Here is a 21,557-nt window from a genome sequence, read left to right as displayed (position 1 = left end):
TAAAACAACCTTGCGTGCATATTTCTTATTATTCGCTTCAATAAACCACGGAGCCTGTTCAACATTTCTTCAGCAGCAGTGACAAATTCTGTCAATCCAGAGACCTTCATTCTTTTAAACTTCATTTTACAGAGAGTTTTGGTAAATAGAAATTTGTTGTTGCTTTGGACTGACGTTATACTAATGTATAGGAGGTGAATGCTGTGGTTCGTTTCGCACTAATGGTCATCGCACTGATTGGTGTGATTATCATCAATGCATTGGCAAATATTTTACCACTTAACAATCAAACAACTGGTGAAATTTCCAATCGTCTTCCTGTACTATTTACACCGGCCGGCTATGTATTTTCAATTTGGTCCGTTATTTATGTATTGATGCTCATTTGGTTGGTAGGTATGTGGAAGAGGAGTAAAGATATAGATGCAACCTATATAAAGCGCTCAAATCTGTTTATCATCAGTTGCATTTTTAATGTGGCATGGATTTATTTATGGCATTATGAATATTTCTTATTTACGGTTGTCGTGATGATTGCATACCTAATTACACTAACTTTACTTTATCGTACTTATCCAGTATCCGATAACCTTCTTACTGGTCGCTTTCCAATATCAATTTATTTGGGATGGATCAGTGTTGCAACGATTACGAATATTAGTTATGTCCTAACTCTATATCAGTGGAATGGCTGGGGATTGAGTGACCCCCTATGGGCAGTCATCATGATGACTGTTGGAACAGCACTCGCACTACATATTCGATTCCACCATTTTGATATCGCTTATGTATTTGTCTTTATTTGGGCTTATATCGGAATTGCGGTCCGAAATGGTTTCGAAGAACTTCTTGTCTCTACAGCTGCTCTTTTCTTATGTGCAGTCATGCTAGCGGGCATCCTATTTATTAAAAAAAGACCAACTGCGCGTTCATAGCAGTTGGTCTTTCGCATTATTTAATCGATTTTCGTAATAAGAATTGGCGCATCTTTAGTAACGATGACCGTATGTTCAATCTGTGCAACTAATGATTTATCCGGAGTCAAGAAAGTCCAACCGTCACCAGACTCCACGACATGTTCCGCTTTTTCTGAAATGAACGGCTCAACTGCCAAAACCATACCTTCTTTTAAGATGGTAGGTTCCCATGCATCAAAGTAATTCAAAATATGCTGTGGTGCTTCATGAAGAGATTTTCCGATACCATGTCCAGTTAAGTTCATAATGACAGTTAATCCATTTTGCTTCGCTTCACGTTCCACAGCTTTGCCGATTTGATTTAACCGAGCACCAGCCTTTACTTTCAACATTGCACGGTTAAATGCACTTTCAGCTACTTCACATAGCTTTTCTTTCTTCGCGTAGCCTTCACCCACTACAAATGAAATTCCCGTATCTGCGAAATAGCCATTGAATGATCCGGATACGTCGATGTTCACTAGGTCTCCATCTTTGATGACACGTGAACCAGGAATGCCATGAGCAACTTCTTCATTGACACTGATGCATGTAAATCCAGGGAAATCGTACTCCCCTTTAGGACCAGAAATAGCTCCTTTTTCTTTAAACATGCGGCCAGCGATCTCATCAAGTTCTTTTGTCGTGACACCTGGCTTTGTTGCATCTCGCATTACATCGCGAATTTCTGCAACGATGCGACCGATAGTTTTTAACGACTCAAAGTCTTCAGTAGTTTTTGCAATCATATTCGTTAAACCCTTTCTTCCTCAAATTATCTACCCCATACTATACCACAAGAAAAGATGCTTTCCCATTTACCAAAATCATTCTGAACATTTGGTAAACCTCTAGTAAAGTATGCGCAATAGAGGAATTGCGTCATCGGCCGAATTTTAAAAACAACCCATACAGGGTTTTAACGTGGTTTTTGTTCATTCAAAACGAATTCTGTCCACTCGCTACCAACATAGATGATTCCACTCAATAAAGACACACCTTTAAATTAAACGTTATTCCGATGTTCAATCAGACGTGGTGCAGCAACGAAAATGATGGAGCAAACAATTGCTGTCAAAATAATGGAAGGAATCATATAACCGCCGTTATATACGAGCGAATAAATCCAAACGTTCTTGCCTTCTGCAGCTTCTGAAAAGAAAATAACTCCTGCGATTACGTGTGTAAAGAACCGGAAGAGCCCACCAAAAACAGCTCCCAATACGATATAAGTAATCATTTTTCCTTTACGCTGCTCATTTTTTGCTTGTATTACTTTATGTCTGACAAGTGCTGCTAAGCCAACAACTGTGAACGCTACGAAATAATCCAGGAAACCTTGGGCAGGAGTTAAAATATAAGCTCTTCCCGCTAAAATTTGAAGGACCCCAATAATCAGACCCGTGCTCAAACCTCCCGCAAGCCCCCATCGAATAGCCATCAATACGATTGGTACCATGACAAGACTAATAGATCCGCCCTGGAACCATAAGTTAATAGAAAGCATATCCAATACCAATCCGATTCCTGCAAAAATAGCCACTTCAATTAATAATAACAACTTACTTCGATTCATCTTGCTTCCTCCTTTTGCGATGTACTGCAAATCGCATGTCAGGGTGAAAAAACCATAAAAAAACAACCTCAGGGACAGAGCCTGACGTCGTTGGAGTCGGTTTCTATCCACATCCCTGCGCAAGCATTAACTTACAGGTTCAAAGGGTTAGAACGTTCCTCGCTCACTCTCAGCCATTACAGGCTCCCCTTGTGGTAAATACATCTAATTTTGATATTACGGGTTAATTGTAACCAAAGAGGGAAAGAGAAGCAAGAGGGTTTCGTTAGTTCTGTGACTTTTGGAACAGCGGTAGTATACTGAATATAAAAATTTATTGAGGATGTGAAGTTACATGATCGAGTTATTGAAAAATTTGGTAGCAGTTAAAAGTGATACAGAAGAAGGTGCCAATGAAGCACTTCGATTTTGTTCAAAATGGCTCGATAGTCATGAAATCACACATGAAGTTCTTGAAAATGAAGGCCGATTGATGATTCACGCTGAAATCGGACAAGGTCCCACAACCATCGTATGGAATGGCCATGTGGATGTAGTACCTGGAAAAATCGAGCAATTCAATCCCGTTATCGAAGGCGACCGCTTGTATGGTCGTGGATCCGCAGATATGAAAGCTGGAGTGGCAGCCATGATGGAAGCGTTCCGACGTACTTATTCTGCAAGGGAAGAACTTAAACAACGCATTGTTTTACATATTGTAACGGATGAAGAAACGGGTGGAAGTAAAACATCCGGTCATCTTGTAGAAATTGGTCGCTCAGGTGACTTTGTCATTTGCGGAGAACCAACTCACCTGAAACTAAGTGTTCAATCGAAAGGAATTCTGCATGCGGATGTCACTTTGTTCGGAAAAGCTGCCCACGGATCCCGTCCATGGGAAGGAACGAATGCCATTGAAGCAGCCTTTAAATTTAATGAACAATTAAAGACACTACCATTTACGAAAGCAAGCAATCCATATTACGAATATCCTTCCATTAACTTGGCTAAAATCCAGGCGGGCGATCGATATAATGTCGTACCTGATGAATGTCTAGTTAACTACGATATTCGCTTTGTGCCAGGACAAAAATGGGAAGATATTATTGAAGAAATGACTGAACTTGCTCAATCTATTAACCCCAAAAATATTGTCAAACCTGGCGGTAAAACACCCGCCATTACAACAACCGAAGATAATGCTTTTGTTCAATCTCTTGCTGGTGTTATAGCACAAGTAACACAAAAAGAGGCTGTGTTATTCGGGCAGCATGGAGCTGCGGATACACGTTACTATGCAAAAACTGGTGCTGGAGCAATTGAGTTCGGACCAAGCGGAGACGACTGGCACGGACCAGGAGAGTATGTATTGATATCATCCGTTGAGCAATATGCAGACATTTTAACGAAATATGCATTGATTTGAAACCTCTACTAATGTTGTAACGTATTAAATGGCAGTAAGCATTAAAGGAGGAGTATTAATGGATAATCAACGTATATTATCCGCTTTGTGTTATTTCAGTATTTTATTCGCTCCATTCTTATTGCCATTAATCGTATATTTCGTTTCACCGACAGCTGAGGTTAAGTATCATGCGAAACGCTCTCTTCTGTCACACTTGATTCCCGTGGTGCTCGGAATTGTCGGGTTCATTGTATTAGTGATTGGTTCAATCGCAGTATTCAGCACGACAGTTGATGGTACTGCAGAGCCTAGCACATCATTTAACTTCCTGACTGCAGGACTTCCTTTCTTGTTTATTGCAGTCTATGGTATTCTTTCTCTTATTGTACTGATCTGGAATATCATCCAAGGAATTAAAGTACTGCAATAGGTTTACCTTGGGCTCTTTACGGGAATTAAATTAATATACAATACTGACAGGAGCGATACACATGAGAATCGGTAACTTAGTTAAGACCGCTGTAAAGTTTGCGCCAATTATTATTCCAATCGTAAAAAAAGTATTGGATTCAAGAAAACGCTCCACAACAATAACATATCCACGCAAATAAAAAGTTGGAACTCATTAATCTGAGTTCCAACTTTTTTTATATCATCGTTTTCATTTCAGATATGGCAATATAGTCTTCTTCCAAAAATGATGATGGCAGTGCGGCAGATTCATCTCCAGCTGCCGTTGCCTTTGCCCCTTGACGGTCTTTCATAATCTGTTCGAAGCTCAGTGGATTTGCAGGAGGAATCTCCCCTGCCAATACCTGCATGCCACCTTTAGCATAGACATTGAAGAAGCTGTTAGCCATTGCTCTGTATCCTTCAGCATTAGGATGCACATCAGCAGGGTTCGGTACTTTGCCAGTGGCTTGATCTCCAAATGCAGTTTCCACAGATACAAATTTCACACCCGCTTCTTTTGCCACGTTTGCCAAAATTTGATTCAATCGATTCAGTTGTTTCGCAGTACCGACTTTTTGTGAGTCACGAGCATGTGGATAGGCAAAATAATAACCCATTACATACACTTCCGCTTTTGGTGCAATCTTTTTCAACTCTGTAAGCATGGTCTTCATATTCTTTCGTACATTGTTTAAAGAATAGTCTGCTGGGATTTGCTGAAATGACAGTGAGCCTGATTTTGCATCTGATTTTATTAATCTCAGAAGATCGTTTGCTCCAGCAGATATCGTGATGAGATTTGCATTTTGTAGCAAAGGTTTTGCTTCTTTCGATTGGACTCGCTTCAACACATCAGCGCTCGTAAATCCTGGGAACGCCAAATCTTTTGAGTAGAAGGCCAGTGGTTGATTTCTCGCAATTTCTTGGGCAATTAAATCACTGTAACCAGTATCAATCTCACGTGTCGGGGTTTGACCTGCCGCAAGTGAGTCACCGAGAGCCACATAAGAAACTGGTCCAATTACTTGAGCGCTTGTCTGTAATGGCACTAAAAACAGGCCCAGACTGAACAACACGACAGTTATTTTTTTGATAATCATGACATCACCTTAAAATGCCCAATTGCCTTTGCGGAAAATCGGTTCTCTTGTACCATCTTCATATTCGCCATCAATGTCCATTTCTGCACTGCCTATCATGAAATCTTCATGAGTCATTGATGTATTTAATCCTAAAGCACGAAGCTGTGCCTCTTCTAAGTCCCGTGCACCTTCAACGCATGTTGGATACGCTTCGCCAATTGCTAAATGGTTAGAGGCATTTTCATCAAATAATGTGTTGTAGAACAAAATTCCAGAAGATGAAATCGGTGATTCATGAGGTACCAATGCCAACTCCCCTAAATAAGCAGAGCCTTCATCATGTTGAATGAGTTGCTGCAATAAGTCATTCCCTACTTCAGCCTCAGCCTTCACGATCTTTCCTTTTTCAAACGTTAACGTAAATTTGTCTATGATATTACCTTGATATACAAATGGTTTAGTATTACGGACATAGCCATTTACACCAAATTTTAATGGAGCAGTGTACACTTCTTCAGTCGGCATATTCGCAATAAACGCTGTTCTGTTAGGTGTTCTGCTGGCACCGGACATCCAAATATGTTTATCCGGCAATTCGATTATCAAATCCGTGCCTGGTGCTTTATAAATAATTTTTTTGAAACGTTTATCATTTAAAGCTGTTGCACGGGCTTCCAAATCGCGGATATGTGTTTTCCATTGATCAACAGCAGTTCCATCTCCGATGCGTACGGTTTTAAAAATCGTTTCCCATAGCATGGATAACTGCTCTTCTTTTGGCAAATCCGGGAATACTTTGGCTGCCCACATCTCTGAAGGTATAGCTACAATCGACCAAGCAATTTTATCTGACATGACGGAAGCGCGATATTTTTCCAATGCACGGCCAGCCACTTTTTGTTGATCGGAAATGCGTTTGGCAGGAATTCCAGCCAATAAATCAGGATCTTCTGCATCAATCCACAACAAAGCTCCCTGCTGATCGATCAATTCTTCACGCTGTGTAACCATCCATGCAGGAAATTCGTGCATAGCGGAATCTGGTGCCAACTCATAAAAAGCACGATTTGTCGGCCCATCTGAGAAATTCACATGGACACGCTTTGCTCCAGCTTCATATGATTTCTTCACAACCAAACGCGTAAAATCAAGGGTATCAGTCGTTGTATTTATCAATACATATTGACCAGGTTGGACATTGATTCCAACGCGAACTGCCAAATCTGCATATTCGGCTAGTTTCTCTTCAAATGTCATTTCTTTTTCCCCCTTTGTTGCACCGTTTTTGAGGACCCTTCAATCAATTTACCTTGATCCCATACCTTTTGAACGGGTTTTGAAGGCAATTCTTTCGTCCATTTTTTAAAATTCTTTTCGTCTGTGTAGGTTAATAAAGACAATACTTCCCCGTCAGCACCAGCACGGCCTGTTCGACCTGAACGGTGCAGATAAGGTTCAATTGAGTGCGGTACATCGACGTGAATGACATGAGTCAATCCTTCAATGTCAAGACCTCGTGCTGCAATATCTGTAGCGATCAGTATGCTTACTTCGCCTTTACGGAAAGAAGCCAATGCCTGCTTACGTTCTTCTTTTTTCATATCTGAGTGCAAGGCAACTATTTTTGCTTCACGGAATTTCAGTTTCGTTTCTTTCATCAACAATTGATCTAAATTATTGACAAACGCTAGACCCCGTAAGCCTTCTACGTGCGCCAACCGTCGCAATAAATCGGTTTTATCTCGTTCTTCTACTTTGACGAATGAATGGACCACTTTTCCTTGTGCTGGCAATTCTTCATGACTAACTTGAATTCGAATCGGCCCTTTCATCATGCGACTTGCAACAAGCTCAATTTCTTCTGTTATTGTTGCTGATACGACCACAATTTGTCTGTCATGATTAGACCCATCGATAAGCGCTTTAATGATACCACGATGCTCACGGGCCAATAGTTGATCTCCCTCATCTAAAACAATATGTCGTATATCGTGCAATTTAAGTTTCTTTGATTTCATTAATTCATTCAAACGCCCCGGTGTTCCTACAACAATTGTGGGCTTTTTCTTTAATTTTTCCAATTGACGAGCCATATTGGCTCCTCCGATTAGTTGAGCAACCGTAATATCGGTATCTGCAGTCCACTCTCGCAATACTTCAACGATTTGCATGGATAGTTCCTGTGAAGGGGCAACGATAAGTGCTTGTGTTTTTTGAATGGCACCATTCACTTGATTCAATATCGGCAATACATAAGCCAAAGTTTTCCCTGATCCTGTTGGCGATTGTGCCACCACATCTTTTCCTTCCAGCATGCTAGGGATTAATTGTGACTGAACAGGCATTTCATATTCAAATTTCCATTTATTTTGAAGTTCTGGTTTTAAGTTTTCGATAAATGTCATGGGTTATTCCACCTTTATAAATACATGCTCCTAGTGTACCACAAATCACTATCTTCAACCTTTTACTGATATATTCAGTCGTTTTCCCCATAATAAAAACCCTGTCCCCATGAAGGAGACAGAGCATGTTTAATCATTCAATTCGTAGCCGCATGCAAGTATGGCACTTTCAGCTAATACCATCAGAGAATCAATATAAGTTTCATCAAGATTCAGTTCTTTTTTGACAATCGATAATTCTGTACAGCCCAATATCAAATGATCGCAACCCAATTCGTTCATTTGATTGATGATTTGCTGCCATTTTAGAAAATCGACAGGTTGCCCAGCTTTGACGTCATCATAAATAACTGACATGACCAGTTTCTGAGTTTCCTCATCGGGTACAACCGGTTGAATGCCACTCTCTTTACAAGCCAGTTGGTAAACAGAAGCCGTCAATGTACCTGTTGTTGCCAGAATTCCTACTTTTTTGGCACCAATTTGAGCTGCACGTTTTGCCGTTTCGTTAATCATGTGCAATACGGGAATTTCCGCTCCTTGTTGAATCTCTTTATAAAAAGAGTGAGCAGTATTGCACGGAACCGCCAACACTTCCGCACCAATAGATTTCAGTTTTGTAGCATCGGAAATCATCACTGGCACTGGGTTGGCTTTCGATCGATCTAAAATATATGTTGTACGGTCTGGTATGGTCGTATTATTGGTAATCACCATGTTGACATGCTGTTGATCGGTTTTCGCTTTCGTGCGTTTAACAATCATTTCACCAAGCAACATCGTGGCCAGGGGACCTACTCCTCCAATGATGCCTAATATTTTCGTCTTCATAACTTATGACAAACCTTTGTTATTAAAGTATTTTTTGTATTTACGATAGTAATTCAAATTATTGAGCGTCAATTTCGCCCAACGTTTCGGATTGAAATCCTCTTTGTAGAATAAGTGATTTGTCACTTTTCCTTCTGAAATTAACTCCCTGGCTTCTTCTTTCAACAGCTCGTTTTGTGCGTATTTGAATAATACACCTTTAGGGATGATCATCCATAAGTGCTTGTCCTTCGCATACGTCAATGTTTGTGGAATATTGAGCATATGATCGTCTGCTACGTATTTCATCAAATTATGACCACTTGCCGTTACATAGTAACTGCTGCGGCCATTTCGCAAGTTGATTTCAAACAGTTTATATTCACCATCACGCAAATCCAGCTTCATATCAAAATTCGCGAAGCCTGTGTAGCCAATATCTTCAAGGAATACACGTACTCGGTCAAGTAACGCCTCATCAAATGTATTAATGATTGCCGCATAGCTCCCGATTCCTTCTGGAGAATGTTCTTCGAGAATTGGATTTCCAAGTGACATGAGCTTCACTTTTCCATCTTTCCCAACGTATGCGTTCAACACGCGCATGTAGGAATCGTCTCCAGGAATAAATTCCTGAATCGTTAAATTATCTTTGTATGATGAGCTATAGATCGCTTCGATAATGGCGTTTTTTTCTGCTTCATCGTGTGCGACGAACACTTTTTTCTTTCCAGGGAACGAGCAATTCCAGTACGCTACAGAGTTTGATGCTTTAATGATGATTGGATACATAAAGTCAATTGCAAACGTATCCTTCGTGTCATATGTGCATAGTGACGTTTTAGGATAGGCAAAGCCGTATTGCTCACAAATATTATAGAAGTTCTCTTTAAGAACGATGCGATCCATTAATTTTTCATCAATATATGGAACCGCGAAATAAGGTAGCAATTGCTCCTTATTTTTAATGATTAATTTTGCATAATCATCGCCACATGCAAGGAGCAAAAGCTTTTTGTCTGTATGTTCACCCGCCACTTTAATAAGTGCCGGAACGAATACGTCCTGTTCATTTAAACGCGGGATAACCTGAAAATCCAGGATTTGGCTGTCTTGTGTTGCGGATAAATTCATACGTCCAAGGACTAGCGGCTTTAAACCATAGGCTTCGTGAAAAGCACGTGCCATTCCATAAGCATTCATATCTGATCCAAGCAATATAGGTAAAAATGAATTTGTTGTCATTGTGATATCAACTCTCTTTTCCCAAAAAACATAGTTTGTGTTTATATTGTACCGTGAATTACGGTTTTCTCCGAGCAATTACTTTTTGTTCGAATGCATATGCCATTGAAATGAGCAAAGGCTCACTCCACGAGTAGCTTGAAAAGGTAAGTCCAAAGGGTTCTCCTGCCTACGAAAAATTCGCAGGAACAGTGATGGATGGTGTACCTGCAGCAGCACCGATACAGTACACATGATCTTGAGGAAAGACCACGGCATCTAGTTGGAATCATCCATCGACTTACTTATCGCAATTATACATGAAAACCAAGTCCTCAGAAGTCATTTCATTGCTAGACATCTTTTCCTGCATATCAGCAATCGCTGCCTCATCCATCCAATCCTTGATAAGTTTTTTGCGCTTTGTTTGACTCATGAGAACTCCTCCCAAACATTTCGCTTCCCGACATCTCATTCAATMATTTTTTAATCACTTCAATGTGAAATTATATCATTTTTCCACAGTTAATTTAAATGTCACTTTTTATCTGTTTTATGAACCTATATCAACAGACCCACAAAAAAGAGCCAGAGTAACTGGATCGCTCCTGTTACTCTGACACCTAATTAATCTGCTTTTTCCATATGCTCTTTAATTAATTCATATAGGGATAGTTCATATAATTGTTTTCCTTCAACTTTAAATACGCCTTGTTTAACCAAATCATCGATAACGGTCATTTTCTTTCCGTCCATTTTTGTTTCTACTGGTGGTATCATGCTGTCAAACCCCTTAATTTCTAGATTCATAGGTTATTTACCCATGGCTCTAGTTTTTAAACCATTTTTTGAACGATTTAGGGAATCCTCTATACAAGACATAGCCAATTGCCGTCCCCAACGTATTCAGCCACAAATCGTCCACGTCACTGCTGCGCATTTGAGGTAACTGTAATATTTCTATGGCTAATGATAGGAGCAGTCCAGCCCCAATCACTTTCCAAGCACGATTGAATTTCTGCCATAACAACGGAAGAAAAAAGCCAATCGGAAGAAACATCACAATATTACCAACGAAATTAATGAAAAAAGGTTGCCATAAGTTCAAATATTTAATCGCGTTATATGTTTCAAACAAGACGCGAAAAAGTTCTATATTAATTGCTTGATGATCTCCGTTAATTAATTGCACTTCCCCGCCTTGATTGCTCACTGATGGCAAAATCGTCTGTGACAACAGCCCCGCCAGGAACATGAAAAAAAAGACAATCCCGCATTCTCGTAAGATATTCAATTGTTTATTATTGCGTTTCATTTGAATGAAACGAACCACTAGAATTACCGGTAAAATTAATACCATATAAAAGCCCATATCTTCTATATACTTTAGAATCGACTCCATCACACACCCAATTTCTTCGCTGTAATACTCTTATTCTAAGCCTTTAAGGTTACTATTCAAAATGTATTTTAAGACAGTTAGCGTTTATTATTGATTATTATTGAAAATAAGGGAATCACCATTAACATCAGAGATAATAAAAGTGGAAATCTGCTCCATTAAACGAGCAATCTCGTTTAACAAAGACTATTTTAAAAGAAACCCCTACTTATCACRTATTCATCCAGGTCGCGCTGGATATACTGTCAAATAACAAGTATTTTCCAATACGAGAATACAATTTGATGATAAGGGTGGAACAAAATTTGGGTTACATAAAATTAATCCTCACATTACTTTTTGCAGCTTATTTAACAAGTCCGCTGTGGGAAGAACCAGCCAGCAAATACGTTGATGTATCTTTTTTAAATACAATTGATGCACAAGTAATTAAAGGATACGAATATTTAAAAGAGCAGCCCATTATTGCTGATTTATCCCAAAAAGTGGCTACCATACCCGCAAAACTGACATTGGAAGCAGGAGAAACGAAGTATGCATCCATTAATCAAGTCGAAAAACCTGCATTATCAACACCTACAGAGGGATTATTTGCAGTTCATAACATACAAATTGGGGACAGCATGGAATCGGTCAATGCCGAGCTGGGCAAGGCGAAGCGCATCACTAAAAATGAATATGGCTCAGATTGGCATACCTATCACACAGACTATCAAAACTTTTTAATGGTTTCGTTCGATGAGTCTCAACAAGTGAATGGGCTATTTACCAATAATGACTTGATTTCCACTTCATACGGATTCAAACTGAGCAGTCCAAAGTCTATTGTTCATAATGCATTAGGAAAGCCTATCAAATACATTCAAAAAGGCAATGTCCGATACTTGTTGAATAGTGATGGAGAGATGGATACTTACTTAATCGAAAATGTCTATGTGACTGTGTTTTATGACGTCCATGAAAAAAATACTGTCACTGCAATCCAGATCATTTCAAAGCATTTGGAAAACCAAAAAGGTGCTTTATATGGTGACACAAGTACGGATTTACAAAAGGGATTTGAATTCCAATTATTCGATTTAACAAATGCTGCCCGAGTTCATCACAATGTCTCACCAGTAAAATGGGAATCCAAAATCAGGGTAACAGCTTATAAACACAGTGTAGACATGGCAGAACATAATTATTTCAGTCATACCAATTTATCAGGACAATCTCCTTTTGATCGCATGACGATGGACAACATCAATTATTCCGTAGCTGGGGAAAATTTAGCTTATGGTCAGTCCAGCAGTATTTTTGCACATGAAGGATTGATGAATTCGATGGGGCATCGCAAGAATCTTTTAAAAAGCGACTTTGAATTGCTTGGTGTGGGCGTAGCATTTAATGATGAAAATCAACCCTATTACACTGAGAACTTTTATAAACCATAAATTTGGATATACCGGTTATGCCCATAATCCAAAAACAAGGCCGTTCCCGTGTAATTGGGAACAGCCTTGTTTTTTATTGTGCTGCTAACTGGGCTTGAATTCGGAATAAAATGACCGCGAATTGTGCCTGGTTTGTTACATCGTGTAAACCAAAAGTTCCGTTGATAGGCATGGAAATTATCACACATTACATCCGAAGATTTTGATGCTTGACTTGTCTTGAAGAATTCTGATTACTTTTCTTATACAAATGAAACATAAATGTAAATACAGTTCCTTCCCCAACTTTACTTTTGACTCGTATAGTTCCTTTCATAGCTTTCACAATACTATTTACAACCATCACACCGAGGCCAGTCCCTTTATCTCCTTTCGTTGAATAATAAGGTTCACCTAGACGCTCTATTTGATCTTTCGTCATACCAATTCCTGTATCTTGAATCTTGATCGTCACGTGAGTAGAATCTACGCGCGAGGAAACCGATAAAATACCACCGTTTGGCATGGACTCAATCGCATTTTTTATGACATTGACAAAACATTGATGAAATTTTTGACGATCACCTTGTATGTAATTTAACGAGCTATAATCACTTTCCACTCTTACCGAATACCAATTAGCAGAAGGCTGCAGCAATTTTAGTATTTGATTAAGCTCTTCTTCCACTTGAAATACTTCTACGGATTCAATGGTCGGTTTGGAAAATGTTAAATAATCCTGTATTACCTTTTCAGCTGATTGTAATTCTTCTTTTAAAATGTTGAGATATTGCTTTCGTTTATCCAAATCAAGTAAATCGTCTTCTAACAGCTGAACAAAACCCATGGCAGACGTCAAGGGATTACGAATCTCATGAGAAATGGCCGCACCCATCTGTTCAACTGCCTCTAATTTTTCAGCCTTGACCAAACGCTGTCGCAAAAGAATATTTCTTCTAATACCTTCTATAAGATAAGAAATCATGGCAACTCCCAGTGGCGGTACAAAAAGATAAGCAAACCAGAAATCTAAAGAATGTTCTGGCGGGGAAAGAATTTCTAAACCTACTAATATGAACAAACTGACCAGAAAAGTTAACCCTACAGAAAACATTATTCTGGATTTAAATGACCTTTTTAAAAACCAAGGGGAAATATACCATAAAAACCAACTGGCTACTCCGTAAAACAATGCGGCTATATAGAATCCGTTATCGATTCCAAAAAATCCACGAATAACGATAATCAGTAGACCCAATATCGGACTTATCCCCAAATAGAGTCCCCCTATCATAAAAGGGACTATTCGCAGGTCTAATACTATATCTTCCGTCAAGCGGTATGAAAATACAAAACAGAGCACCAAAGAAACGATAAAATATAACTTAGCTGTTTCTCGGTAATTATTCTTTACATCTGATTTCTCTGCCCACATCAAACAGAAAAAAAGTAATACAATTAATATTGATAGATTAAATAGGAAATTCACTGTTAGTAATTCCACAAAGGTATACCTCGTCTCATGATGTTTATACCTAAATACTATCTGTAGTATAAAGTATATACAATACATTTTTTGACTATTTGACTTAATCTGATTATTCACTTTTTTATTATTTAAACGTTTTAGTGGCTTTCCTTTCCTACTCAATAGATATTTTCATACTTAAAATTGCCCAGAAAGGACAAGCCTTTCTGGGCAGTTTATTATTGTATATAACTTTATGTACTTGCGAGCATCGCAGGAGCGATGTCATCCAACTTTGCGAGTTCAACTTGATTACGTCCGTTTTCTCTCGCGACATAAAGAGTTGAATCCGCTTTTTCAAGCACACTTTTGCATCTATCCCCCCTTACCATTTACGATTTATAAGCAAATCAATCCCGTAAGCATAAACATTATCTAGTCAAAAATATTCAAGTCAAATTTCCTGAGAGGATTAGCGTTTTTCAATGAACACTACTTTTAAATAATTTCCTTCTTTAAATTCTTCGATTGTTTTAAAGTCTTCAGGGAGAGAGAACTCTTCCCGGATAGTATACTTTTCACCAGATTGTTTAAACGCTTTATCAATAAACCCTTTAAACTTGGTCATGCCAAACGTACTGCAGTTTGAAGAAGCAACAATCATGCCGTTTTTTCCAGTAATGGCAATTGCTTGCATAAGTAAATCTGTATAGTCCTTTCCAGCGCTGAACGTATGCTTTTTAGATCGGGCAAAGCTTGGAGGATCTAATATCACCAAATCAAATTTCAATTCTTTTCGAACCGCATATTTAAAATAATGAAAAACATCTTCCACAATAATGTCCTGGGACTCGAAATCGATACCATTAACACTGAACTGCTCGATCGTTTTGCTTTTACTGCGATTAGCCAGATCGACACTCGTCGTTTTTATTGCACCACCAAGTGCCGCTGCAACTGAAAATGCACCTGTATAAGAAAACGTATTCAAGACATTTTTCCCTTTTGAATAGGAATCACGAATAGTTCTTCTTACGTCACGTTGGTCCAAAAAGATGCCTACCATTGCCCCGTCGTTTAAATACACTGCAAAATTCATGTCATTCTCTTTTACAAGCAATGGTTCAGGAGCCTTTTCTCCCGAAATAAAATCATCATCTTCCATATAAGTACCTTTGACGGCAAAACGTTTTTTTTCATACAAACCTTTCACGTCAACCACATTGGACAACGCTTGAATCACTTCATTTTTAAACTGGTAAATTCCTTCACTGTACCAACTGATGACATAGTATCCATCGAAATAATCGATTGTAAAACCGCCCACACCGTCGCCTTCTCCATTAAATACGCGGAATGCAGTTGTCTTGGCATCCTGGAATAATGAATCCCGATGTTCGATGGCCAGTTTTAATTTTTCTTCAAAAAACGAGGCATCAAATTTTTCATGTTGATTTTGGCTCAAAATCCACCCTCGACCCTTGTTCTGTTTGCCATAATAACCTTTTCCTATGAAACGGTGTTGATCATCCACAAGTTCGATGATTGTCCCTTCATCTTTTACATCTTTCATATTGATGATTGCATCTTCCGTTATGAGCGGGTATCCTTCTTTCATATTTTTTGCAAAAGAAGATTTCACTTTAAGCTTTATATTTTGTTTCATAAAATCACCCAATCATTTGTTTTTCTTTTATTCTACATCTGTTTTAGCCGAAAATCATATGTAAGTCAGTTAAACTCATCGAATTCGCTTTACTATTAGTACTTTCCTTTTTATAACAACCATATAATAGAGGAATATTTGTGTATTGGAAGGAGTTGAATAAAAATGGCTATAAAGCCCCCGCAACTGCAAGCAGGTGACACCATTGGGATTGTGACTTTAGGGAGTCCATTAAGTGCTCAGAGAATTGATGAAGGAATTGCTACTTTAAAGAATATGGGCTTCAACGTCATTGTTGGGGATCATGTATATGATAACGACGGTTTCCTGGCAGGAACTCCTGAAGAACGGGCATCGGATTTAATGAAGATGTTTGAAGATAAAACCGTTACCTGTATTTTACCAACCAGAGGAGGAGTCGGAGTTGCTGGCATCCTTCCTTTCCTGGACTTTAATGTCATCAGGCAAAATCCAAAAATCATTTCAGGATACAGCGATGTAACGATTTTACTGAACGCTCTTTATGAGTATTCAGATTTGATTACTTTTCAAAGTTTACTGTTACTTGATTTCAACACCCGAACCCCTGCTTATAATTTCAATCAATATTTCGCTGCCACTTCAGCTAGACCAGCACCATGGCAAATTGTAAACCCGCCAGGCATGCCGTTCGTGAACAAAGTTTCCGGGGATGTAACAGGTCCGATTGTAGGTGGAAATCTGACGTCATTTGTGGACACATTGGGCACTCCCTTTGAAATTAATACGGAAGGAAAGATTCTCTGTCTTGAAGAAACACATGAACCTATCAACACTGTTTACCGCTATTTAAATCACTTGAAACTAGCCGGTAAATTTGAGGATTGCATCGGAATTATGATGGGCGAGTGTACAAATTGCGAACCTGCCTATGGGGTCTCGTATGATCAACTAATAGATGATTTTCTTGTGCCTTTAGGAAAACCTATATTAAGTAATGTAGCCACGGCACATGGCCGTTTTAAGGCTGCCATTCCGCTTGGCGCAAGTGTGAGGATGAATACAATTAATCTTACTTTAACTGTACTCGAACCTGTTGTAAGTCCATAGAGTGAAAAAAACCGATTGCAATTATGTGCAATCGGTTAGTTTTATTTATTTTTTCAATAAGGAAGCCCATTCATTTTCAAGCCACTTATCGAATTCGCCACCCTTTTCACCTTCGTATGCATCATATACATCAAGTCTCATTTTTTTCAGTTTCTCTTTGAACTCGTCATATGAATGATCGGCAGGCAAGCTCTTTTTAATGCGCAACAAAATTTTAGACGTTCCTTTAATGATATCGAATTTTGTTTGTTTAGGCTTCTCTACATCTTCACCGAAATTTTTAAGTTGTCGGTAAGCTGCCTCTTGCACTTTAAAAACAGGATCGTTGTTCATACGGTTTGTAAGAACATCAATCACTTTACTGTGTTTGGACTGACCCAATTCCTCAACTGCATCAAAACGCGCTCTCCAACTGGATGTACGGTTCGCTTCTTTTTTCAGTTCTTCGTAATTTTCTGGTAGATCATTTTGTACTTTGTTAGTCATGTAAATCTATCTCCTTTAATAAAAAAACCCAGCTATTCGCAGCTGATGTTTTTTCATTTATTTATTATCGAAAATTTCATATTTGCTTATCAGTATATACAAGCCATAGCGGATAAAAAACATTCAAGCATTCTAAAGAATTTCCTATACTAAGTATTGTACCATTTTCTGAAGACTCACATACGCTGTTTCACAAATAGAGATGAATAATACTTTTATTCACAGTTGATGGTGATCAATTTTTTCGATAATTTTTTGCAATTCAGACCAGTCCACTATTCTTGGAATGGTCAGATGCTGGTTGTAGGATTGATTCATAACAAAAGGTTTGAGATGAGCTGATGAAAGTGTATTTAACACATCCGGCTTGTCATCAAAATAATAATCGAGTTGTAAAGATTGAATGATTTCAACTTTTTCCTGATCCTTCATGCCGCAAAAGAAGCGATCATCTTGTACGGGAAACCCTTGTTCAATCATCCATTTTTTCGTCCGTTCGCCATGTTCACTCGGTCGAGCAGTTATATAATATATTTCATGACCTTGGTTACTTAGTTCCACCAATGCCTCGACCGCACCTGGATAAGGTGGACAAGCCGTGTAATAAATTTCTTCCAGCGAACGATTCCACATATCAGCACCTTGTTGTGCATCCAGTCCGAATGCTTCATGTATTTCAACACTTTTTATTTCATGAAAAACGTCGATGGGAACATTTTGTTTCAAATTTTTATTGTAGATATGAAAAGCATGTTCTCTCAGCTTAATGAGAGTGTCGTCTATATCAAAACCAAATTTCATAATGGAATCCCTCAATTTTTTCTTTCATTTTTTATATACTGGATAACCGGTAAATTTAAAATCTTTCCCGATTTTTATAATCTCAGTATCAAATAATTCAACAGCATCGCCCATTTTGTCAATTCCTGTACCTTCCATGAAAGTAGGGGCTTGATGTCCTCCAATTAATTTCGGTGCAATATAAATAATGGCTTTATCAATCAATTTATTTTCTAAAAAAGCAGCGTTGATGGTTCCTCCACCTTCAATCAATACAGATGAAATTCCTTTTTCACCTAAAACTTTCAACACTTCAACTGGGTTTACATGTTTTGAACCAGACGTGGAGAAAACAGATATCCCCAAATTCTCCAAGGCTTTTTTCTTGTCCCTATCATAGTTAACACTGGTAAAAATCCAGGTATCAGCTAATTTATCTGTTACAACCTTACTCTCTAATGGAATTTTCAATGTAGAATCCAATATAATGCGAATCGGGTTTCGACCATTTGGAATTCTTGTTGTTAATTCTGGGTTGTCCGCAATAACAGTATTTGCGCCCACTAATATCGCCATGTTTTCATTTCGTATTTTATGGACATCATTTCTTGCTTCTTCAGATGTAATCCATTTGCTATCAGATGAATGTGTAGCAATTTTACCATCTAAAGTAATGCCCGCTTTTAAAGTTACGAATGGTTGATTCTCGACGATGAACTTATTGAATACTTCATTCATTTTTCTTGATGCATCTTCTTGAATGCCAACAATGACTTCAATTCCTGCATCTTCAAGAATTTTGACACCTCGTCCGGAGACCATTGGGTTTGGATCGAGCGTTGCAATAACCACTTTCTTCAAGCCGGCTTCTACAATCGCCACCGCACAAGGACCCGTACGCCCGTGATGGGAGCAAGGTTCGAGTGTGACGTAAATAGTTCCACCCCTCGCTTTGTCTCCAGCCATGCGCAGCGCATGAATTTCTGCATGTGGTTCCCCAGTTTTCAAATGAGCTCCGACTCCAACAATTCGGTTGTCATTCACAATGACTGAGCCCACCAGAGGATTCGGATCTGTTTGCCCCTTCATCGCCCTTGCATTATTAATGGCCAAATCCATATAAAATTCATGATTAGTCATTCGGACAAGTCCCTTCATCCTCGATTTCTAAATGTCCCGAGCGTTTAATTTTCGTCTGCAAGTAAGCTTCATTATATTCGGATACATCTCCCCATAAAGGTGTGCGACCTGAAATTGGCATACCAGCATCAATCAATGCCGCGAGTTTTTTCGGATTATTTGTCAACAAAGTAACAGGTTTTGTACGCAATGCTTTGAGTACATGGATGGCATCATCATAATTGCGGGAATCATCCACAAAACCGAGGCTTTCGTTAGCTTCCACTGTGTCGTAGCCATTTTCTTGAAGAATATAGGCCATGGCTTTGCTGAATAACCCAATTCCTCTACCTTCATGATTTGCTAAATAAAACAACGCTCCTGAACCGTGATCGACAATCATTTGCATGGATTGTTTCAATTGAAATCCGCAATCACATCTTTTACTGCCAAAGATATCACCAGTGTGACAGATGGAGTGCATTCTAATAAGTGCTTCTTCATCATTTTCAAAATCACCATACACCAAGACGCTTGACTGTTGATATTCTGCAAGATTGGCAGAAGATAAATTATCGATAATCTGTTGAAAATCTTCGTTTTCATTGTTGCTATTCAACCAGCAGTACCATTGAAAAATGACTGTTTCTCCATATAAATTAACAGGTAGGCGAATGGGACCTACCAAATAAACCGCACCATCATCTTTTTTTATTAACTTTATTTTATCTTTTAAAACCGAAAGAGCTTCTTTGGAAACCATTTGAATATCGCTCATTTTACTATCCCCTTTTTGTATCGTGTTTTCTCCATTAAGTTACTTTATGTAAGTAATTATATTTTTGTAACTTGAATTTGTCAAGTAAGCAAACTATCTATATCAGAAATAGTTGAGAGAATATTAATGACTATCCAGTAAAGACTCAACTCACATACAAGAAATATCGATTAAAAGGTTCAATTCTTTCACGTTTTATTCCACAAAAAAAGTTGATCCCTTTCTGAACCAACTTGTTTAATGGCAACCCTACTCTTTATCGTTAACTAGGATTATTCCAACGGGCTAATTTATGAATATTACGAGTGAACAGTCCAGTTAACATTTTCGGAATTCCGAATTCAATCAACTTTCCTTTCACCTTCTCTCTCATTTTGTCTACGGTCATCTCAGGAGATGTAAACGTGCCATTTTGATAACAATGGCTACAATACATGACACTTTTATTTCCATTCTTTTCTGTACCGCCACCTTCAGCATCCTTTGAAAGTGGCATTCCACAACTTTGACAATTTTTATATGGCTTCATCTACATATCACCTCATCTACTTGAATTATTAAACCTACATCCATTCTTTATCAGTCACATCAAAATTCTTTTCTGCCCAAGTGATTGCCTCCTCAAGTGATTCAAGATGATGATCGTCCTGAACTGTCCATTCGCTATCACACATGAATAAATAATACCCTCGTTCTTCTTCGTACTTTGCAATGGCTAAAGCAGTTATCGGTACTTCAATCGTAGTGCCATCTTTTTCTTCAAAATACATAGTGCTTAATTTTAGTGTTCCGTCATTTTTCGTTTGTTTGATTACTTTTGCTCCATCCAGTTCATTCACCTTCGTCATAAGCTCATCCTCATTTCATTTTTCAGTTTAGTTTGTCTTAGGCTCTTCACGTTCGATTTTGAGATTCATTAAAGGTAGATGAAAAATCATGAATCGTTCATTTTCATTTTGTTCATACAGCTCTGGTACTTTGATTTCTCGCAGAAATTCGAAGGTTGTCCTTGTTTCGAGAAACAAAAGATACGCTGAGGATGGATAGTAAAGAATTAAGTCAATAGATCTTTTATGCTCATCCACCGAATCGAGAATATGTTCAACAAATTTCATAAAAATTTGTTCAGAAAATGGATTGAAGAAATAGAATACATCATCTCTGGAATCGATTTTGTAGTCTTCAGCAAGACATCGTTCGAAGGTAATTAGTCCCTTCGATTTCTTCCCAGTCTTATCGTAGCTCTGCAAATTTTCTAGTGCATCTTGATAAAGTTTGCCACTCATTTCAATACCTATTGTCGGTACTTGAAAATGATTATGAATGTAAAAAGAAAGCCGACCTTTGCCACATCCAACATCCACTATTCGATTGTCCTTTGTTATTTCATAATGTTTGAACAGTTCATCTAATGCAATATAGGGTGTTGCTTCATATCGATTATAATGCACGGACTGATTC

24 protein-coding genes and 1 riboswitch are annotated in these 21,557 nt (G+C 38.4%); of the genes, 5 read left to right on the top strand and 19 right to left on the bottom strand.

Annotated elements, in window-relative coordinates; genetic code table 11:
- The first annotated feature begins 203 nt into the window (after positions 1 to 203).
- Positions 204 to 935: a TspO/MBR family protein gene (locus AC1DSL_RS09670; RefSeq protein WP_477532007.1), complete on the top strand. Its 732-nt coding sequence runs from the start codon at positions 204 to 206 to the stop codon at positions 933 to 935.
- A 20-nt stretch (positions 936 to 955) separates the two neighbouring features.
- Here the strand turns inward: AC1DSL_RS09670 and map are convergent, their stop codons facing one another.
- Together map and thiT are read right to left on the bottom strand one after the other, a co-directional pair.
- Complete coding sequence (map, locus tag AC1DSL_RS09665; RefSeq protein WP_477532006.1) at positions 956 to 1,705, bottom strand: type I methionyl aminopeptidase; 750 nt, start codon at positions 1,703 to 1,705, stop codon at positions 956 to 958.
- A 257-nt stretch (positions 1,706 to 1,962) separates the two neighbouring features.
- Positions 1,963 to 2,532: an energy-coupled thiamine transporter ThiT gene (thiT, locus tag AC1DSL_RS09660; protein WP_016429266.1), complete on the bottom strand. Its 570-nt coding sequence runs from the start codon at positions 2,530 to 2,532 to the stop codon at positions 1,963 to 1,965.
- Between the two features lie 95 nt (positions 2,533 to 2,627).
- Positions 2,628 to 2,732: riboswitch (TPP riboswitch) on the bottom strand.
- 134 nt (positions 2,733 to 2,866) lie between these two features.
- On the opposite strand from thiT, the gene AC1DSL_RS09655 reads away from it, so the two are divergent.
- Together AC1DSL_RS09655 and AC1DSL_RS09650 are read left to right on the top strand one after the other, a co-directional pair.
- A complete protein-coding gene (locus tag AC1DSL_RS09655) occupies positions 2,867 to 3,937 on the top strand; it encodes a M20 family metallopeptidase (protein WP_477532005.1) in 1,071 nt (356 codons plus the stop codon).
- A gap of 58 nt (positions 3,938 to 3,995) precedes the next feature.
- A complete protein-coding gene (locus AC1DSL_RS09650; RefSeq protein WP_477532004.1) occupies positions 3,996 to 4,349 on the top strand; it encodes a magnetosome magnetite crystal formation protein family in 354 nt (117 codons plus the stop codon).
- A 217-nt stretch (positions 4,350 to 4,566) separates the two neighbouring features.
- Here the strand turns inward: AC1DSL_RS09650 and AC1DSL_RS09645 are convergent, their stop codons facing one another.
- From AC1DSL_RS09645 to AC1DSL_RS09610, 8 genes are all read right to left on the bottom strand, one after another.
- The gene (locus tag AC1DSL_RS09645) at positions 4,567 to 5,472 is read right to left on the bottom strand and encodes an SGNH/GDSL hydrolase family protein (protein ID WP_477532003.1); all 906 of its coding nucleotides are present in this window, start codon (positions 5,470 to 5,472) and stop codon (positions 4,567 to 4,569) included.
- 9 nt (positions 5,473 to 5,481) lie between these two features.
- Positions 5,482 to 6,711, bottom strand: a complete 1,230-nt coding sequence (locus tag AC1DSL_RS09640) for an aminopeptidase (protein ID WP_477532002.1) — start codon at positions 6,709 to 6,711, stop codon at positions 5,482 to 5,484.
- Positions 6,708 to 7,859 carry a DEAD/DEAH box helicase gene (locus AC1DSL_RS09635; RefSeq protein ID WP_477532001.1) on the bottom strand — a complete coding sequence of 384 codons (1,152 nt, stop codon included), beginning with the start codon at positions 7,857 to 7,859 and terminating at the stop codon, positions 6,708 to 6,710. Before AC1DSL_RS09635 ends, AC1DSL_RS09640 begins: the two co-directional genes overlap by 4 nt.
- Positions 7,860 to 7,988: 129 nt before the next feature.
- The gene (gene cuyB, locus AC1DSL_RS09630) at positions 7,989 to 8,690 is read right to left on the bottom strand and encodes a cysteate racemase (protein WP_477532000.1); all 702 of its coding nucleotides are present in this window, start codon (positions 8,688 to 8,690) and stop codon (positions 7,989 to 7,991) included.
- A gap of 3 nt (positions 8,691 to 8,693) precedes the next feature.
- Positions 8,694 to 9,914, bottom strand: a complete 1,221-nt coding sequence (locus tag AC1DSL_RS09625; RefSeq protein ID WP_477531999.1) for a carboxylate--amine ligase — start codon at positions 9,912 to 9,914, stop codon at positions 8,694 to 8,696.
- A gap of 280 nt (positions 9,915 to 10,194) precedes the next feature.
- Positions 10,195 to 10,329, bottom strand: coding sequence for a hypothetical protein (locus AC1DSL_RS09620; RefSeq protein ID WP_477531998.1), 135 nt, complete (start codon positions 10,327 to 10,329; stop codon positions 10,195 to 10,197).
- Positions 10,330 to 10,520: 191 nt separating this feature from the next.
- Positions 10,521 to 10,673: a Fur-regulated basic protein FbpA gene (locus AC1DSL_RS09615; RefSeq protein ID WP_477531997.1), complete on the bottom strand. Its 153-nt coding sequence runs from the start codon at positions 10,671 to 10,673 to the stop codon at positions 10,521 to 10,523.
- 49 nt (positions 10,674 to 10,722) lie between these two features.
- Entirely contained in the window at positions 10,723 to 11,295 is a 573-nt protein-coding gene (locus AC1DSL_RS09610) for a VanZ family protein (protein ID WP_477531996.1), read from the bottom strand.
- A 305-nt stretch (positions 11,296 to 11,600) separates the two neighbouring features.
- On the opposite strand from AC1DSL_RS09610, the gene AC1DSL_RS09605 reads away from it, so the two are divergent.
- Positions 11,601 to 12,731, top strand: coding sequence for a CAP domain-containing protein (locus tag AC1DSL_RS09605; RefSeq protein WP_477531995.1), 1,131 nt, complete (start codon positions 11,601 to 11,603; stop codon positions 12,729 to 12,731).
- A gap of 187 nt (positions 12,732 to 12,918) precedes the next feature.
- On the opposite strand, the gene AC1DSL_RS09600 is transcribed toward AC1DSL_RS09605, so the two are convergent.
- Positions 12,919 to 14,214, bottom strand: coding sequence for an ATP-binding protein (locus AC1DSL_RS09600; protein ID WP_477531994.1), 1,296 nt, complete (start codon positions 14,212 to 14,214; stop codon positions 12,919 to 12,921).
- Positions 14,215 to 14,650: 436 nt separating this feature from the next.
- Positions 14,651 to 15,844, bottom strand: a complete 1,194-nt coding sequence (locus tag AC1DSL_RS09595) for a class I SAM-dependent rRNA methyltransferase (protein WP_477531993.1) — start codon at positions 15,842 to 15,844, stop codon at positions 14,651 to 14,653.
- A 165-nt stretch (positions 15,845 to 16,009) separates the two neighbouring features.
- Between AC1DSL_RS09595 and AC1DSL_RS09590 the strand changes: the two genes are divergently transcribed.
- Positions 16,010 to 16,933 carry a S66 peptidase family protein gene (locus AC1DSL_RS09590; RefSeq protein WP_477531992.1) on the top strand — a complete coding sequence of 308 codons (924 nt, stop codon included), beginning with the start codon at positions 16,010 to 16,012 and terminating at the stop codon, positions 16,931 to 16,933.
- A gap of 45 nt (positions 16,934 to 16,978) precedes the next feature.
- Here the strand turns inward: AC1DSL_RS09590 and AC1DSL_RS09585 are convergent, their stop codons facing one another.
- The 7 genes from AC1DSL_RS09585 to AC1DSL_RS09555 all read right to left on the bottom strand — a co-directional run.
- Positions 16,979 to 17,419, bottom strand: a complete 441-nt coding sequence (locus AC1DSL_RS09585) for a HEAT repeat domain-containing protein (protein WP_016429281.1) — start codon at positions 17,417 to 17,419, stop codon at positions 16,979 to 16,981.
- A gap of 219 nt (positions 17,420 to 17,638) precedes the next feature.
- Positions 17,639 to 18,220, bottom strand: a complete 582-nt coding sequence (locus AC1DSL_RS09580) for a 5' nucleotidase, NT5C type (protein ID WP_477531991.1) — start codon at positions 18,218 to 18,220, stop codon at positions 17,639 to 17,641.
- 24 nt (positions 18,221 to 18,244) lie between these two features.
- Positions 18,245 to 19,339 (bottom strand): bifunctional diaminohydroxyphosphoribosylaminopyrimidine deaminase/5-amino-6-(5-phosphoribosylamino)uracil reductase RibD, encoded by a 1,095-nt coding sequence (gene ribD / locus AC1DSL_RS09575; protein WP_477531990.1) that lies wholly within the window; start codon positions 19,337 to 19,339, stop codon positions 18,245 to 18,247.
- Positions 19,332 to 20,096 carry a GTP cyclohydrolase II gene (locus AC1DSL_RS09570; protein ID WP_016429284.1) on the bottom strand — a complete coding sequence of 255 codons (765 nt, stop codon included), beginning with the start codon at positions 20,094 to 20,096 and terminating at the stop codon, positions 19,332 to 19,334. Before AC1DSL_RS09570 ends, ribD begins: the two co-directional genes overlap by 8 nt.
- 262 nt (positions 20,097 to 20,358) lie before the next feature.
- Complete coding sequence (locus AC1DSL_RS09565; protein ID WP_016429285.1) at positions 20,359 to 20,625, bottom strand: zinc ribbon domain-containing protein; 267 nt, start codon at positions 20,623 to 20,625, stop codon at positions 20,359 to 20,361.
- A gap of 34 nt (positions 20,626 to 20,659) precedes the next feature.
- On the bottom strand, positions 20,660 to 20,944 hold the full coding sequence (locus tag AC1DSL_RS09560) for a hypothetical protein (RefSeq protein WP_016429286.1): 285 nt from the start codon (positions 20,942 to 20,944) through the stop codon (positions 20,660 to 20,662).
- Positions 20,945 to 20,971: 27 nt separating this feature from the next.
- Positions 20,972 to 21,557 (bottom strand): SAM-dependent methyltransferase (locus tag AC1DSL_RS09555; protein WP_477531989.1); only part of this gene is annotated, 586 nt, incomplete at its 5' end.

The organism is Paenisporosarcina sp. P4_D4 (assembly GCF_056401835.1).
Note: the sequence above shows the minus strand (reverse complement) of the source record. Positions and strands in the feature narration are given on the sequence as shown.

What these genes read in the sequence shown, in the direction of transcription:
- map (WP_477532006.1), bottom strand. Translation starts at nt 1,705, where the DNA reads ATGATTGCAAAAACTACTGAAGACTTTGAGTCGTTAAAAACTATCGGT.
- thiT (WP_016429266.1), bottom strand. Translation starts at nt 2,532, where the DNA reads ATGAATCGAAGTAAGTTGTTATTATTAATTGAAGTGGCTATTTTTGCA.
- AC1DSL_RS09655 (WP_477532005.1), top strand. Translation starts at nt 2,867, where the DNA reads ATGATCGAGTTATTGAAAAATTTGGTAGCAGTTAAAAGTGATACAGAA.
- AC1DSL_RS09650 (WP_477532004.1), top strand. Translation starts at nt 3,996, where the DNA reads ATGGATAATCAACGTATATTATCCGCTTTGTGTTATTTCAGTATTTTA.
- AC1DSL_RS09645 (WP_477532003.1), bottom strand. Translation starts at nt 5,472, where the DNA reads ATGATTATCAAAAAAATAACTGTCGTGTTGTTCAGTCTGGGCCTGTTT.
- AC1DSL_RS09640 (WP_477532002.1), bottom strand. Translation starts at nt 6,711, where the DNA reads ATGACATTTGAAGAGAAACTAGCCGAATATGCAGATTTGGCAGTTCGC.
- AC1DSL_RS09635 (WP_477532001.1), bottom strand. Translation starts at nt 7,859, where the DNA reads ATGACATTTATCGAAAACTTAAAACCAGAACTTCAAAATAAATGGAAA.
- cuyB (WP_477532000.1), bottom strand. Translation starts at nt 8,690, where the DNA reads ATGAAGACGAAAATATTAGGCATCATTGGAGGAGTAGGTCCCCTGGCC.
- AC1DSL_RS09625 (WP_477531999.1), bottom strand. Translation starts at nt 9,914, where the DNA reads ATGACAACAAATTCATTTTTACCTATATTGCTTGGATCAGATATGAAT.
- AC1DSL_RS09620 (WP_477531998.1), bottom strand. Translation starts at nt 10,329, where the DNA reads ATGAGTCAAACAAAGCGCAAAAAACTTATCAAGGATTGGATGGATGAG.
- AC1DSL_RS09615 (WP_477531997.1), bottom strand. Translation starts at nt 10,673, where the DNA reads ATGATACCACCAGTAGAAACAAAAATGGACGGAAAGAAAATGACCGTT.
- AC1DSL_RS09610 (WP_477531996.1), bottom strand. Translation starts at nt 11,295, where the DNA reads ATGGAGTCGATTCTAAAGTATATAGAAGATATGGGCTTTTATATGGTA.
- AC1DSL_RS09595 (WP_477531993.1), bottom strand. Translation starts at nt 15,844, where the DNA reads ATGAAACAAAATATAAAGCTTAAAGTGAAATCTTCTTTTGCAAAAAAT.
- AC1DSL_RS09590 (WP_477531992.1), top strand. Translation starts at nt 16,010, where the DNA reads ATGGCTATAAAGCCCCCGCAACTGCAAGCAGGTGACACCATTGGGATT.
- AC1DSL_RS09585 (WP_016429281.1), bottom strand. Translation starts at nt 17,419, where the DNA reads ATGACTAACAAAGTACAAAATGATCTACCAGAAAATTACGAAGAACTG.
- AC1DSL_RS09580 (WP_477531991.1), bottom strand. Translation starts at nt 18,220, where the DNA reads ATGAAATTTGGTTTTGATATAGACGACACTCTCATTAAGCTGAGAGAA.
- ribD (WP_477531990.1), bottom strand. Translation starts at nt 19,339, where the DNA reads ATGACTAATCATGAATTTTATATGGATTTGGCCATTAATAATGCAAGG.
- AC1DSL_RS09570 (WP_016429284.1), bottom strand. Translation starts at nt 20,096, where the DNA reads ATGAGCGATATTCAAATGGTTTCCAAAGAAGCTCTTTCGGTTTTAAAA.
- AC1DSL_RS09565 (WP_016429285.1), bottom strand. Translation starts at nt 20,625, where the DNA reads ATGAAGCCATATAAAAATTGTCAAAGTTGTGGAATGCCACTTTCAAAG.
- AC1DSL_RS09560 (WP_016429286.1), bottom strand. Translation starts at nt 20,944, where the DNA reads ATGACGAAGGTGAATGAACTGGATGGAGCAAAAGTAATCAAACAAACG.